Raw genomic sequence first — 12,986 nt, 5'->3', positions numbered from 1 at the left:
ATTTGCTCTCGCTCAGCAGGTCCACGTCCAAGGAGAACAACTCGGAGAGCGCTTCTTTGCCCTGCAGCTGGCGAAACTGCAACTGCTCGCCCAGGGGCGTCTGGATGGTGACTCGGCGTGTCATGGGTGCAGCGGCCGCGAAGGGCCGGTGGGTGGGATTGGAATGGGCCGAATGATAGTGCGCGGCTGAGCGCAACCCACCCCCGTCCAATCCCCCCGCCAGCGGGAAAATGCCTCTAGATGTAACCAATTGCGGCTGTTTCGGCCGCAACGTGCACGAAATCACACAGGCCGCCGCTCCATCTCCAGGCCCATGGACTGCGGCCCGGCAGCCGCCGGGCTCCCCCTGGAGTCACCCCCGCACGCCCCCGGCGAGGGCCGCCGCCTGCTGCTGGAACACGCGCCAGAACGCCGCGTCCTGCGTGGTGGTGAAGTTGATGCGCATGAGCGTGCACGGCTGGCGGCTGGCGTGGAACAGCGCGCCCGGCGCGAGCAGGTAGCCCTCGTCCAGCATGCGCTGGGCCAGCACGTCGGTGTCCACGCCCGTCTCGACCCAGCCGAACATGCCGGCCGGCTCGGCCGCGAAGGTGCAGCCGGCCTCCAGCGCCAGCTGCACGCTGCGCGCCCGGGCCTGGGCCAGCCGCTGGCGCATGCGGTCGCTGTGGCGGCGCAGCATGCCCTGCTCGATGCACAGGGCCATGGCCTTTTCCAGCAGCGAGGGCGTGGTCAGCGTGGACAGCAGCTTGGTGTCCAGCAGCGGCTCCACCAGATCGGGCGGCGCGGCCAGGTAGCCGATGCGCCAGTTGGGCGCGAGGATCTTGGCGAAGCCGCTCACGTAGATGGTGCGCGCCAGGCCGTCCAGCACCGTGAGGCGCGTGGCGTGTTCCGGCGCGATGTGGCTATAGGTGTCGTCTTCGACGATGTGAAAGCCGTGCCGCCCGGCCAGCTGCAGCACCTGGTGCGCGCTGCCCGGCGTGAGGCAGTAGCCGGTGGGGTTGTGGAACACGCTCACGCTCACGAAGAGCTTGGGGGCATGCACCTCGCAGTAGCGCTCCATCACGGCGAGGTCGGGGCCCTGGGCGCCGCGCGGCACCGGCAGGATGCGCATGCCCAGCGCATCGAGCCGCGCGAACTCCACCGACCAGCCGGGTTCTTCCACCATCACGGTGTCGCCCGCCTTCAGCAAAGTGCGGCTCACGATGTCCAGCGCATGCGTGGCGCCCATGGTGGTGATGACCTGGCTGGCCTGTGCGGGCACGCCGAAGCCCTGCAGGCGCCGGGCCAGCACCTCGCGCAGGGTGGGCTCGCCCATGGGGTCGCCGTACTGCAGCGAGCTGTCCTGCAGCGCCCGGCCGCTGGCAACCTTGCGCACCGCCGCGCCCATGAAGGTGTTCTCCAGCCAGTCGCGGGGGAACACGCCGGCCCCCGGCTGCGGGTGGCTGGAGGCCTGGTGGAACATGCCCCGGATCAGTGCCGTGGCATTAACGCACGAGCCAGAGGGCAGCGGGGACAGCACGGGGGACGATTTGCGGTCGTTTGCTATTTTTTCTATAGCACCATGCCCTAGTGGAATATGTCCTTCAGGCATTTTTTTTGCAATATCGCGCACATAGAAGCCCCGCTGGCTGCGGGCCTCCACCAGGCCCTGCGCAAGGAGCTGGTCGTAGGCGGCCACCACCGTGTACGCGCTCACGCCCTGCAGCCGCGCGCATTCGCGCACCGAAGGCAGCCGCGCACCGGCGGGCAGTAGCCGGGCCCGGATGCGCTCGGCAAAGCGCTCGGCCAGTTGCTCGGTCAGGGATCGTCGGGCGGTGCGGGTCAGCATGGCGGGGGGCTCCTTCACTGTGCTGATGCAAACACCAATACAGATCATGAAATTGTCGAAATAACTGTATTGCAACTGTAATGGAATCTGCTCCTACATTGGAAGCCACAACCCCTACAACACCCCATGCCCTTCGTCGAATTCACCGCCCTGCTGGCCCTGGCCACCGCCATGAGCTTCAGCCCCGGCCCCAACACCACGCTGGCCACGGCGATCGCCGCCAACCGCGGCCTGCGCCACGCGATGCGCTTCGTCTGGGCGGTGCCCCTGGGCTGGAGCGCCCTGCTGCTGGTGTGCGCGGGCGGTGTCGGCGCGCTGGTGATGGCGGTGCCGGCGGTGCGCCTGGGCATCAAGGTACTGGGCATCGGCTACCTGCTGTGGCTGGCCTTCAAGCTGAGCCGCAGCGCCCAACTGGGCCAGGCGCAGGCCGGGCGAATGGACGTGGGGTTCTGGCAGGGCGCGGCGATGCAGTTCGTCAACATCAAGGCCTGGCTGCTGGCGCTGACCATCGTGGCCGGCTGGATCGCCGGGCGCGACGATGCCCTGGCGCGGCTGGGCGTGGTGCTGCCGGTGATGGTGGTGTTCGCCTTTTCCAGCAACCTGGTGTATGCCGCCACGGGCGCGCTGCTGCGCCACTGGCTCGCCCAGGGCTCGCGGCTGCTGTGGTTCAACCGCGCCATGGCGCTGGTGCTCGCACTCACCGCCGCATGGATGGTGAACGCATGATCGTCCACCGCCGCCTGGATGGTGAACGCATGACCGCCCGCCCCCGCCGCTTGCGCGCCCTTTGTTTCACCGGACCCCGCCCATGACGCACCCCGCCATCTTGCCGAGCGCCCCCGGCGCCCCCACGGCCCCGGCCACCGGCTGGCAGTCGCCCGAAACCCGCGGCCTGCTGTGGGGCCTGCTGGGTGTCACCATCTTCGCCTTCACCCTGCCCATGACGCGGCTGGCCGTGGGCACGCCCGAGGCGCCGCAGATGTCCGGCGTCTTCATGGCCATGGGCCGGGCGGCGATCGCGGGGGTGCTGTCGGCGCTGCTGCTGTGGGCGCGCCGCGCGCCCTGGCCGCGGCGCGAGGACTGGCGACCACTGGTTTTTACCGCGCTGGGCGTGGTGTTCGGGTTTCCGCTGCTCACCTCGCTGGCCATGCGCCACGTGGGCGCGGTGCATGCCAGCGTGATCATCGGCATGCTGCCGCTGGCCACGGCCGGCGTGGGCGCGTTGCTGCACCGCCAGCGCCCGTCGCCGCGCTTTTGGCTGTGCGCGCTGCTGGGCACGGCGATGGTGGTCGCGTTCGCGGTGCTGCGCTCGGGCAGCGCAGGCCTGTCGCTGCACCCGGCCGACCTGCTGCTGTTCGCGGCCGTGCTGTGCGCCGCCGTGGGCTACGGCTACGGCGCGCGGCTGTCGCAGCGCATGCCTTCGGGCTCGGTGATCTGCTGGGCGCTGGTCATCTCTCTGCCCGCCACGCTCCCGCTGGGGGCCTGGTCGTGGCCCACGGCGCCCATGCCGGCATCGGCGTGGGGCGCACTGGCCTATGTGTCGGTGTTTTCGATGTGGCTGGGGTTCTTCGCGTGGTACCGGGGTCTGGCGCTCGGCGGCACGGTGCGCGTGAGCCAGGTGCAGCTGGTGCAGCCGTTCCTGGGCATGCTGTTTTCGGTGCCGCTGCTGGGCGAATCGCTCGATGCGGTCAGCCTGGGCTTCGGCATCGCGGTGATGGCCACGGTGGTGGTCGGCCGACGCGCCCCGGTGCGACAAGGCCCCGCCAGGAACCCCCAACCCGCCGCGATGCGCGGTTAAGCTCTTTCCCCGGCGGGCCCACCCGCATGCCCGCCACCCGCCGCACAACGGCTTCCTCAACGACGACCCCGGCGCCCCGGAGAACAAGCGCCCCCTGGAGATGCACTCAATGACGAACTGGACCCTGGCCGCACGCGCCGCGAAGATGAACCCCTCGGTGATCCGCGAGATCCTGAAAGTGACCGAGAAGCCCGGCATCATCAGCCTGGCGGGCGGACTGCCCTCCCCCAAGACCTTCCCCATCGACGACTTCGCCAAGGCCTGCAGCGCCGTGCTGTCGCAGGACGGCCAGTCGGCCCTGCAATACGCCGCGAGCGAGGGCTACCAGCCGCTGCGCCAGGCGGTCGCCGACTTCCTGCCGTGGGACGTGAGCGTCGATCAGGTGCTGATCACCACCGGATCGCAGCAGGGCCTGGACCTCGTGGCCAAGGTGCTGATCGACGCCGGCAGCCGCATTCTGGTGGAAACGCCCACCTACCTCGGCGCGATCCAGGCCTTCGCGCCCATGGAGCCCGAAGTGGTCAGCGTGGCCAGCGACGACGAAGGCGTGCAGATCGATGACCTGGCTCTGAAGGCCGGCAGCGGTGCCGACAAGGCGCGCTTCTTGTACGTGCTGCCCAATTTCCAGAACCCCACCGGCCGCACCATGAGCGAGGCGCGCCGCGCTGCGCTGGTGGCCAAGGCCGCCGAGCTGAACCTGCCGCTGATCGAGGACAACCCCTACGGCGACCTGTGGTTCGACCAGCCCCCGCCCGCGCCGCTGACCGCGCGCAACCCGGAAGGCTGCATCTACCTGGGCTCGTTCTCCAAGGTGCTCGCCCCCGGCCTGCGCCTGGGCTTCATCGTGGCGCCCAAGGCCGTGTTTCCCAAGCTGCTGCAGGCCAAGCAGGCGGCCGACCTGCACAGCCCGGGCTTCAACCAGCGCATGGTGCACGAGGTCATGAAGGACGGCTTCCTGGGCCGCCACGTGCCCACCATCCGCGCGCTGTACAAGCAGCAGCGCGACGCCATGCTGGAGGCGCTCACGCGGGAGATGGCCGGCCTGGACGTGCACTGGAACAAGCCCGACGGCGGCATGTTCCTGTGGGTGCGCCTGCCCGAAGGCATGAGCGCCATCGACCTGCTGCCCGAGGCCGTGGACCGCAACGTGGCCTTCGTGCCGGGCGCGGCCTTCTATGCCGACAACGCCGACCAGCGCACGCTGCGCCTGTCGTTCGTGACGGCCAGCGCCGCGCAGATCAACACCGGCGTGGGCGCGCTGGCCGCGGCCATCCGGGCGCGCGTCGCCCAGAAGGACTGAAGCATGCTGCGGCTCTGGGGACGGCTGTCGTCCATCAACGTGCGCAAGGTCGTGTGGACCGTGCAGGAGCTGGGCCTGGAGCTGCAACGCACCGACGCGGGCGGGCAGTTCGGCATCGTGTGCGAGCCGCAGTTCCTGCGGCTCAACCCGAACGGCATGGTGCCGCTGATCGAGGACGACGGCTTCACGCTGTGGGAGTCGAACGCCATCGTGCGCTACCTGTGCGCCAAGCACGCCAGCGGCACCCTCTACCCCGAGGACCTGCGCACGCGCTTCGTGGCCGAGCAGTGGATGGACTGGCAGCAGACCACGCTCAACCCCGCAGGGCGCGACGCGTTCCTGCAGTGGGTGCGCACGCCCGAGGCGCAGCGCGACCCGGCCGCCATCGCGCGGTCGGTGGCGGCCACCGAGCCGCTCCTGGACCGGCTGGAGGCGCACCTGGCGCAGCAGTCGTGCCTGGCCGGCGAGCGCTTCACCATGGCCGACATCGTGGTGGGCTGCGAGATCCACCGCTGGTGGGGCCTGCCGCAGGAGCGCGTTGCGCGCACCCACCTCGACGCCTGGTACCAGGGCCTGCTGTCGCGCCCCGGCGCGCGCGGCGTGATCGACCAGCCGCTCGCCTGACCCCATCGCCCGCCATGCGCCAGCGCCCCTTCAAGCAGATCGACGTGTTCAGCCACCGCCCCGGCGACGGCAACCCGCTGGCCGTGGTGCTGGACGCGCAGGGCCTGGACGACGCCGACATGCGCCGCTTCGCCGCTTGGACCAACCTGTCGGAAACCAGCTTCCTGCTGCCGCCCACCGAGGCGGGCCGCACAGCGGGGGCCGACTACCGCGTGCGCATCTTCACGCCGCGCGGGGCCGAACTGCCGTTCGCCGGGCACCCCACGCTCGGCACCTGCCACGCCTGGCTGGAGGCCGGCCACGTGCCGCGCGATGCCGGCCTGGTGGTGCAGGAGTCGGCCGGCGGGCTGGTGCGCATCCAGCGCAGCGGCGACCGGCTGGCGTTCGCGGCGCCGCCGCTGCGCCGCAGCGATGCCAGCCCCGCGCTGGTGCCGCTGATCGCCGGGGCCCTGGGCATCCGGCCGCAGCAGATCGAGGCCGCCCAGCTGCTGGACAACGGCCCGCGCTGGCTGGGCCTGGTGCTCGACAGCGCCGAGACGGTGCACCGCCTGCGGCCCGACCACGCCCGGCTGAAGGACCTGGGCCAGGATGTCGGCGTGATCCACGTCGGCGCCGACGCCCACGATGCCACGCAGCCCGGCGTGGTGGTGCGCGCCTTCGCCGCGCCCATGGGCAACCCCGAAGACCCGGTCACGGGCAGCCTGAACGCGAGCTTTGCGCAGTGGCTCATCGCCGAAGGCCGTGCGCCGCACAGCTACCTCGTGGCCCAGGGCGAGAGCCTGGGCCGGGCCGGCCGCGTGCACATCCGCCAGGACGCGCAGGGCCAGGTCTGGGTCGGCGGCCGCAGCCTCACCTGCATCGAGGGAACCGCCCGCCTATGAGCTGCGCCCCGCCCGCCACCGCGCCGCCGCGCCAGATCCCCACCGGCTGACGCGCCGGCCCTTTTTTTGAATGGTCGATGGGTCCCGGCGCCGGCCGCGCCGCGCTGCCGCATGGGCGCGCGGCCCGAAACGCCGGCCTGCCGACCCGCTTCCACCCCGTTTTCCATCGCCCCCGGCCCAGCGGCCGGCCTTTTTCCTCCCCGCAAAGAAGCCCACACCATGCGCCAACGCCCTTTCAAGCAAGTCGATGTGTTCACCCAGCAGCCCTACCTGGGCAACCCGCTGGCCGTGGTGCTTGACGGCTCGGACCTGTCCACCGAGCAGATGCAGCACTTCACCAACTGGACCAACCTGTCCGAGGCCACGTTCCTGCTGCCGCCCACCGAAGCCGGCCGGGCCGCCGGCGCCGACTACCGTGTGCGCATCTTCTGCCCCGGCCGCGAGCTGCCGTTCGCGGGGCACCCCACGCTGGGCAGTTGCCACGCCTGGCTGGAGGCCGGCGGCCAGCCGCGCACCGAGGGCGAGGTGGTGCAGGAATGCGCGCTGGGCCTGATCACGCTGCGCCGCGACGGCGACCGGCTGGCCTTCGCCGCGCCGCCGCTGCTCAAGAGCGGGCCGCTGGCCGAAGAGGACGTGGCCCTGATCGCGCGCGGCCTGCGCATCGAGCGCAGCGACATCGTGGCGCATGCCTGGTGCGACAACGGCCCGAACTGGCGCGGCGTGATGCTCGCCAGCGCCGAGCAGGTGCTGGCCCTGCAGCCCGACAGTGCCGTCCTCGGCCAGCTGGACATCGGCGTGGTGGGGCCGCGCGGCAAGGTGGGCGTGGTCGGTGCGCATGCCGACGAGGGCATCGCCTTCGAGGTGCGGGCGTTCTTTCCGGGCAACAACGGCCTGGCCGAAGACCCGGTGACGGGCAGTCTCAACGCCGCCCTGGCGCAGTGGCTCATCGGCGCGCACCTGGCACCGCCCAGCTACGTCGCCAGCCAGGGCACGGCAATGGGCCGCGCCGGGCGCGTGCACGTGCACCAGGACGGCGAGCGCATCTGGATCGGCGGCGGTTCGGTCACCTGCGTGAACGGCGAGGTGCGGCTGTGAACCTGCCCGACGCCTGCATCGACCATCTCGTGGTGATGGCCGACCGCCTGGACAGCGGCGTGGACTGGTGCCGCCGCACCCTGGGCGTGGTGCCGGCCATGGGGGGCGAGCACCCGCTCATGGGCACGCACAACCGCCTGCTCAACCTCAGCGGCCCGGCGCACCCGCGCACCTATCTGGAAATCATCGCCATGAACCCCGGCGCCCCCGGGCCGGCGGCGGGCACACGGCGCTGGTTCGACATGGACGACCCCGCTCTGCAGGCGCGCGTGGCGCGCGACGGCCCGCAGCTCATCCACTGGGTGGCCTCGGTGCGCGACGTGGCCGCCGCCCATGCGGCGCTGGCCGCGCGCGGGCTGGACCGGGGCGAAGTCGCCACCGCCAGCCGCCCCACGCCGCTGGGGCTGCTGCAGTGGCAGATCACCCTGCGGCCGGACGGCCAGCGCCTGCTGGGCGGCTGCCTGCCCACGCTGATCCAGTGGGGCGAGCGCCATCCCTGCTACAGCCTGCCCGCCGCCAGCGGCGTGCAGCTGCAGTCGCTGCGGCTGGAGCACCCCGAGGCGCCCGCGCTGGCCAGCGCCTGCGCCACCCTCGGCCTGGGCACGCAGGTGACTGTGTCGCCCGGGGCCGCGCCGCGCCTGCAGGCCGTGCTGGCCACGCCCCGCGGCCCCGTCACCCTCGCATCGAAGGAGCCCGTCTGATGTTTCTCTTCACCTTCCAGGACATCCTACTGTTCGCGTTCGCCGCGCTGGTGCTCGTGCTCGTGCTCACGCCCGGGCCCAACAGGGTCTATTGCGTGTCCCGCAGCCTCACGCAGGGGCCGCGCGCGGGCCTGCTTGCGCTTCGCATCCTGTCCGAAAAGAAAGCCACCGCATGAACGCCCCCACCACCGCCATCGACGCCTTCGCTCCCGCATCGGCACCCGCCACGGACAGCGCCGGTTTGCACGCCATGGCCGCACTCCCCACGCTCGCCGACATCGAGGCCGCCGCCCAGGTGGTGTACGCGGACTTCGCCCCCACGCCCCAGTACCGCTGGGCGCTGCTGGGCGAGCGGCTAGGCACCGAATGCTGGCTCAAGCACGAGAACCACACGCCCGTGGGCGCGTTCAAGATCCGCGGCGGGCTCACATACTTCGACCAGCTCGCCCGGCGCGGCGCGCTGCCGCGCGAGGTGGTCAGCGCCACGCGCGGCAACCACGGCCAGAGCATGGGCTGGGCCGCGCGCCGCCACGGCGTGGCCTGCACCATCGTCGTGCCGCGCGGCAACTCGGTGGAAAAGAACGCCGCCATGCGCGCCCTGGGCGTCACCCTGATCGAGCATGGCGACGACTTCCAGGAAGCGCGCGAACACGCCATCCAACTGGCGGCCGACCGCGGCGCGCACATGGTCCCCAGCTTCCATGCCGACCTGCTGCGCGGCGTGGCCACGTACTGGTGGGAATTTCTGCGCGCGGTGCCGCAACTGGCGGTCGCCTACGTGCCCATCGGCCAGGGGTCGGGGGCGTGCTCGGCCATCGCGGCCAAGCGCGCGCTGGGCCACGGCGTGCGCATCGTCGGCGTGGTCAGCGCCCATGCCACCACGTATGCCGACTCCATCGCCGCCGGCCACGTGGTCGAGGCGCCCGTCACCACGCAGCTGGCGGACGGCATGGCCTGCCGCGTGGCCGACCCGGCCGCGCTCGCCATCCTGGCGCCGCACCTGGACCACGTGGTGAAGGTGACCGACGCCGAAGTGGCCGCCGCCATGCGCGCCCTGTTCACCGACACGCACAACGTCGCCGAAGGCGCGGGTGCCGCCGCATTCGCCGCCGCGATGCAGGAACGCGGCTCGCTCGCGGGCCTGCCTGTGGGGCTGGCGCTCACGGGCGGCAACGTGGATGCGGCGATGTTCGCTGGCGTGCTGTGACGCGGCCGATCCTTCAGTCACCGGACGGCACGAAAGGAGGGGGTACGAATCAGGGGGGTGTCGATAGGAAAGAACCTCCAGCACAATAAAGATGCCGGCGTATCGTTATTAAAAATTTAGCGTTTAGTTTTGAATTGCCCTGCGCCATACGGCTGGAAGCGAATGAAAAAGTCTGCCGTCACCAAAGCTCTCAAGACGGTGTCGCAATTTTTCTTTTTCAACGGCAGTGAAGGGGTTTGCAGAAATTGCTGCATGTTCGATTGCCGGCCTGTTGACAGGGCGCCTGCATCTGGTCGCAAAGAAAAGCCTGGAGAATCTGCGCGCGCGGCTACAACGTTGCAAAAAAGCTGCATGAATCACTTCCAGTCATGGTAACTTTCGGGACTTTTTCGAAAGTTAACATTGAGCAATATAATCCATCGACGCGCGCTATCTTTGGTGCTGGTGGCAATGGCAGCTCCCACGGTGCAGGCACAGATCACCGTGCAAGGATGGACGGTTGGGAGTTGGGGATCGGATGGCAGAAGTTGCTACCCCTCCATCCAGGAAGCCTGCACCATTGGCGGGAATGGCCAATTGAGTCCATCACCGACTGCTGGTACGGGATATACCTGCCGGGAAATGGGCACGGAAGGCCCCTACTGGGCGGCCATCAACAAGTGCTACTACCAGCAATTTCCCACCTTGGTCACTTTGTCGGGACCACCGGAAACGCGCCCCGCCGCCACGGGCGGTTCTGCCGAAATCACCTTGATTGCCAAGGTCACCAACAGCACCGCCGCCAAGTCCGGTGTGGCGCTCGGCTTTTCAGTCGATATCACCTCCAATTCTGGCGGGCATGAACACCACGACGTGGCCCGGCCCAAGGGCTTGTTGAACGCAACCCAGGGCGTCACGGATGCCAATGGGGAAGTCAAAATCGCCTTCAAAGCCCCCGAAGTGGCGGGAATTCATACGATCCAAGTCGCTTGCGCCGTTTGCTCCAACAGCCCGGTTTCCAAAGAGATACAGGTCAGGGTGCCAGACCTGCTGCCCATTTCTCCGAATCCACCCCAGAATGCAGATGGGACTTTCGTTTATGCGTTGACCAGTGTGGATAAAACCCACCAAGGCAATGGGCGGTATCACCACAATCAATACTATTTGACACAACAATCGTTGCAGAATCTGCTCGGGTTGATTGGCTCTTTTGCTGCTGAAGGTTGGGGCACTGTGGCATTGAACGATGCGAGCCTATTTTGGGGTGGCCGCTATGACATCACGTCCAACTGGCGCGGACCACATGCGGGGCATCGAGAAGGTCGTGAAATAGACATTTCTTTCACCCGCGCAAGAAATTTTGTTTCTATCGACAAGCAAAATAATCTCTACAAAAAATTTTGTGAAGCCAATGCAGCTGAAGTTCCTTTTTCAATACTTCATCACTACGCGTCGGCACCGCACTTCCATATATTTCTAGAGAAGCAGAAGGCCTGCTTTAAATCGGAGCACTGAACCATGAAATTTGCCCTTTTCGTTCGACCTATGCTAGTAGTTCCCTTGCTGTGCTTGGGTTTGGCCCATGCCCAAGACAGCGCCGTCTTCGACGCACAGAAAAACGCATGGAAGCTCTACTACCAAGACCCAGAAACTTCGCAGTGGGTGAATAAGACCTACATTCAACAGAATGCGATCAAACCAGGCATCAAGTCTGCCATACAAGCTAGCGGATCAGAGTATATATACCGTTATCGACTAAGCAACAGCCGCGAAGCAAAACAGGCAATCGATCTCTTCCGGATTTGGGGGATCCCACTGGTATATGCAATACCAAATTTGCCAGCGGTGACGGCAAACGCAAAAACAGAAAATGACAGATGGACACAGCAATACTGGAATCAATTAATTTCCAAAAGAAATTTTGAAACCAAAATAATCAAGGCGCCCACAGGCTGGAGCGGTAACTTGCGCGTTGACGAGAATGTGGGTCAGACCAGTTTCGTCTGGACTCCTGGCTTGAAAGATACTGATCCGGATGGTATTTCTCCAGGAAAAACACAAGATGGCTTTGTCGTGACCCGTGTAGAACTGCCCGGCATGGCACGTGCCAAGCTGACGGGGGCCACCCCGGAGCCTTGGGGACTGGATAACCTGCCTGATACACCCTACTGGAATCAGAAAATCGACGAAATTCAAGATTTGGATTACGTCTTGGTCCCTGTTCTGGCGCCAGTGATTCCCGTGCCGACGCCATATAGTGGGGCGGAACTGGCTCGCAGGCTAAAAACACACGTTCAGTCCTGGGTGAAATACGAGCATATCCATGCCGATGTGCTCACACGACTCAACCGCCAGTTCGACGTTTTGATTCCCGCATTGGAAATGAACAACCAGCCCACCGCGCGCGCGGCCGTCGCGGCGATGCGCAAGGAATGCACCGATCACCATCGCGATCTGGTGGATGCCAAGGCCGGCGAAGACGATGACACGCAAGTTTCGGTGGCGTTGCCGCGCACACCTGCACAACGCAGCGCCACGCCCACTCCAGCATTTGATCGCCTAGCGGCCAGAGCGCTGATGTTCGATCTGCGCTACCTCCTGGATCGGATGGATACGGTCCGTTGATGACCCACTGCGGATTCTGCGCAACACCTGCATCGGAACGGCCGCCAGCACAATGAAAACGCCGGCATATAGCTATCAAAACAATAGCATTCGTCACCCGCGAGACAAAGGCGCACCCAGGCCCCGCCCAGAATCGCCGGCATGGGAACCCTCTACCTCGTGCGCCACGGCCAGGCCTCGTTTGGCGCGGATGACTACGACCAGCTGAGCCCGCGCGGGCGCGAGCAGGCGGTGCGCCTGGGCGAGTACTGGCGGGCCCGCAACGTGCGCTTCGATGCGGTGATCACCGGCACGCTGCGCCGCCACGTGCAGACGCTGGAGGGCATCGCCGAGGGCCTGCAGATCGCGCCACAGCCGCTGGCCCTGCCCGCCCTGAACGAGTACGACAGCGCGGCGCTCATCGCCGCCATCCATCCCCACCCGCTGCCCCCGCCCGACACGCCCGAGCGGTACCGGCACCACTTCCGGCTGCTGTGCGATGCGCTGGCGCAGTGGATGGGCGGCACGATCAGCCCGGCGGGCATGCCCAGCTGGGTGGCGTTTTCCAGCGGCATCCGCGCGGCGCTGGAGCATGTGCGCCGCCATCACGTGGGACACCACGTGCTGCTGGTGTCCAGCGGCGGGCCGATCTCCACCGCTGTGGGCGAGGTGCTGAGCACGCCGCCCGAAGTGACGATCGCGCTCAACATGCGCATCCGCAACAGCGCGGTGACCGAGTTCAGCATCGCCCCCAAGCGGCTCATGATGCAGACGTTCAACACGCTGCCGCGCCTCGATACCGAAGAACATGCGATCTGGGTGACGCACGCATGAGCGCGGACTGCGCGGGCACTTGGCAGCCTGTTCTGCCCGCCTCTTCCTGCATGGAGGTGGACGACCCAGGCCGACGCAGGCAACTTCGGATGCGCTGACGCGCTTTCGCGCTACCGAGCGCTCGCCACTCCTTTGCCA

At 67.5% G+C, this 12,986-nt stretch carries 13 protein-coding genes and 1 pseudogene; 12 read left to right on the top strand and 2 right to left on the bottom strand.

Annotated features, from left to right (window positions below):
- Positions 1–352: 352 nt before the first annotated feature.
- Positions 353–1,825: an aminotransferase-like domain-containing protein gene (locus tag AVMA1855_RS18730; protein WP_284426841.1), complete on the bottom strand. Its 1,473-nt coding sequence runs from the start codon at positions 1,823–1,825 to the stop codon at positions 353–355.
- Between the two features lie 126 nt (positions 1,826–1,951).
- On the opposite strand from AVMA1855_RS18730, the gene AVMA1855_RS18725 reads away from it, so the two are divergent.
- The 9 genes and pseudogenes from AVMA1855_RS18725 (at position 1,952) to AVMA1855_RS18685 (ending at position 9,431) form a co-directional block, all read left to right on the top strand.
- Entirely contained in the window at positions 1,952–2,551 is a 600-nt protein-coding gene (locus tag AVMA1855_RS18725; RefSeq protein WP_284407225.1) for a LysE family translocator, read from the top strand.
- 82 nt (positions 2,552–2,633) lie between these two features.
- Entirely contained in the window at positions 2,634–3,623 is a 990-nt protein-coding gene (locus AVMA1855_RS18720) for a DMT family transporter (RefSeq protein WP_284426840.1), read from the top strand.
- A 109-nt stretch (positions 3,624–3,732) separates the two neighbouring features.
- Positions 3,733–4,923 (top strand): aminotransferase-like domain-containing protein, encoded by a 1,191-nt coding sequence (locus AVMA1855_RS18715; RefSeq protein ID WP_284426839.1) that lies wholly within the window; start codon positions 3,733–3,735, stop codon positions 4,921–4,923.
- 3 nt (positions 4,924–4,926) lie between these two features.
- On the top strand, positions 4,927–5,547 hold the full coding sequence (locus AVMA1855_RS18710) for a glutathione S-transferase family protein (RefSeq protein WP_284426838.1): 621 nt from the start codon (positions 4,927–4,929) through the stop codon (positions 5,545–5,547).
- Between the two features lie 14 nt (positions 5,548–5,561).
- On the top strand, positions 5,562–6,428 hold the full coding sequence (locus AVMA1855_RS18705) for a PhzF family phenazine biosynthesis protein (protein ID WP_284407222.1): 867 nt from the start codon (positions 5,562–5,564) through the stop codon (positions 6,426–6,428).
- 219 nt (positions 6,429–6,647) lie between these two features.
- Positions 6,648–7,523 carry a PhzF family phenazine biosynthesis protein gene (locus AVMA1855_RS18700; RefSeq protein WP_284403000.1) on the top strand — a complete coding sequence of 292 codons (876 nt, stop codon included), beginning with the start codon at positions 6,648–6,650 and terminating at the stop codon, positions 7,521–7,523.
- Positions 7,520–8,224 (top strand): VOC family protein, encoded by a 705-nt coding sequence (locus AVMA1855_RS18695; protein ID WP_284407221.1) that lies wholly within the window; start codon positions 7,520–7,522, stop codon positions 8,222–8,224. Before AVMA1855_RS18700 ends, AVMA1855_RS18695 begins: the two co-directional genes overlap by 4 nt.
- A pseudogene (locus AVMA1855_RS18690) lies at positions 8,224–8,367 on the top strand (LysE family translocator); the annotation flags it as partial. The gene AVMA1855_RS18695 and the pseudogene AVMA1855_RS18690, both read left to right, overlap by 1 nt.
- 107 nt (positions 8,368–8,474) lie before the next feature.
- Complete coding sequence (locus AVMA1855_RS18685) at positions 8,475–9,431, top strand: threonine dehydratase (protein WP_284426842.1); 957 nt, start codon at positions 8,475–8,477, stop codon at positions 9,429–9,431.
- A 116-nt stretch (positions 9,432–9,547) separates the two neighbouring features.
- On the opposite strand, the gene AVMA1855_RS18680 is transcribed toward AVMA1855_RS18685, so the two are convergent.
- Positions 9,548–9,784 (bottom strand): hypothetical protein, encoded by a 237-nt coding sequence (locus AVMA1855_RS18680; protein ID WP_284426837.1) that lies wholly within the window; start codon positions 9,782–9,784, stop codon positions 9,548–9,550.
- Between the two features lie 49 nt (positions 9,785–9,833).
- Between AVMA1855_RS18680 and AVMA1855_RS18675 the strand changes: the two genes are divergently transcribed.
- The 3 genes from AVMA1855_RS18675 (at position 9,834) to AVMA1855_RS18665 (ending at position 12,848) form a co-directional block, all read left to right on the top strand.
- A complete protein-coding gene (locus tag AVMA1855_RS18675; protein ID WP_284426836.1) occupies positions 9,834–10,925 on the top strand; it encodes an Ig-like domain-containing protein in 1,092 nt (363 codons plus the stop codon).
- A gap of 3 nt (positions 10,926–10,928) precedes the next feature.
- On the top strand, positions 10,929–12,035 hold the full coding sequence (locus AVMA1855_RS18670) for a hypothetical protein (RefSeq protein WP_284426835.1): 1,107 nt from the start codon (positions 10,929–10,931) through the stop codon (positions 12,033–12,035).
- A 141-nt stretch (positions 12,036–12,176) separates the two neighbouring features.
- Positions 12,177–12,848, top strand: coding sequence for a histidine phosphatase family protein (locus tag AVMA1855_RS18665; protein ID WP_284426834.1), 672 nt, complete (start codon positions 12,177–12,179; stop codon positions 12,846–12,848).
- The last annotated feature ends 138 nt before the right edge of the window (positions 12,849–12,986 follow it).

This window comes from Acidovorax sp. SUPP1855 (genome assembly GCF_030158955.1).
Classification (GTDB): Bacteria; Pseudomonadota; Gammaproteobacteria; order Burkholderiales; family Burkholderiaceae_C; genus Paracidovorax.
Note: the sequence above shows the minus strand (reverse complement) of the source record. Positions and strands in the feature narration are given on the sequence as shown.

What these genes read in the sequence shown, in the direction of transcription:
- AVMA1855_RS18730 (WP_284426841.1), bottom strand. Translation starts at nt 1,825, where the DNA reads ATGCTGACCCGCACCGCCCGACGATCCCTGACCGAGCAACTGGCCGAG.
- AVMA1855_RS18725 (WP_284407225.1), top strand. Translation starts at nt 1,952, where the DNA reads ATGCCCTTCGTCGAATTCACCGCCCTGCTGGCCCTGGCCACCGCCATG.
- AVMA1855_RS18720 (WP_284426840.1), top strand. Translation starts at nt 2,634, where the DNA reads ATGACGCACCCCGCCATCTTGCCGAGCGCCCCCGGCGCCCCCACGGCC.
- AVMA1855_RS18715 (WP_284426839.1), top strand. Translation starts at nt 3,733, where the DNA reads ATGACGAACTGGACCCTGGCCGCACGCGCCGCGAAGATGAACCCCTCG.
- AVMA1855_RS18710 (WP_284426838.1), top strand. Translation starts at nt 4,927, where the DNA reads ATGCTGCGGCTCTGGGGACGGCTGTCGTCCATCAACGTGCGCAAGGTC.
- AVMA1855_RS18705 (WP_284407222.1), top strand. Translation starts at nt 5,562, where the DNA reads ATGCGCCAGCGCCCCTTCAAGCAGATCGACGTGTTCAGCCACCGCCCC.
- AVMA1855_RS18700 (WP_284403000.1), top strand. Translation starts at nt 6,648, where the DNA reads ATGCGCCAACGCCCTTTCAAGCAAGTCGATGTGTTCACCCAGCAGCCC.
- AVMA1855_RS18685 (WP_284426842.1), top strand. Translation starts at nt 8,475, where the DNA reads ATGGCCGCACTCCCCACGCTCGCCGACATCGAGGCCGCCGCCCAGGTG.
- AVMA1855_RS18680 (WP_284426837.1), bottom strand. Translation starts at nt 9,784, where the DNA reads ATGCAGCTTTTTTGCAACGTTGTAGCCGCGCGCGCAGATTCTCCAGGC.
- AVMA1855_RS18670 (WP_284426835.1), top strand. Translation starts at nt 10,929, where the DNA reads ATGAAATTTGCCCTTTTCGTTCGACCTATGCTAGTAGTTCCCTTGCTG.
- AVMA1855_RS18665 (WP_284426834.1), top strand. Translation starts at nt 12,177, where the DNA reads ATGGGAACCCTCTACCTCGTGCGCCACGGCCAGGCCTCGTTTGGCGCG.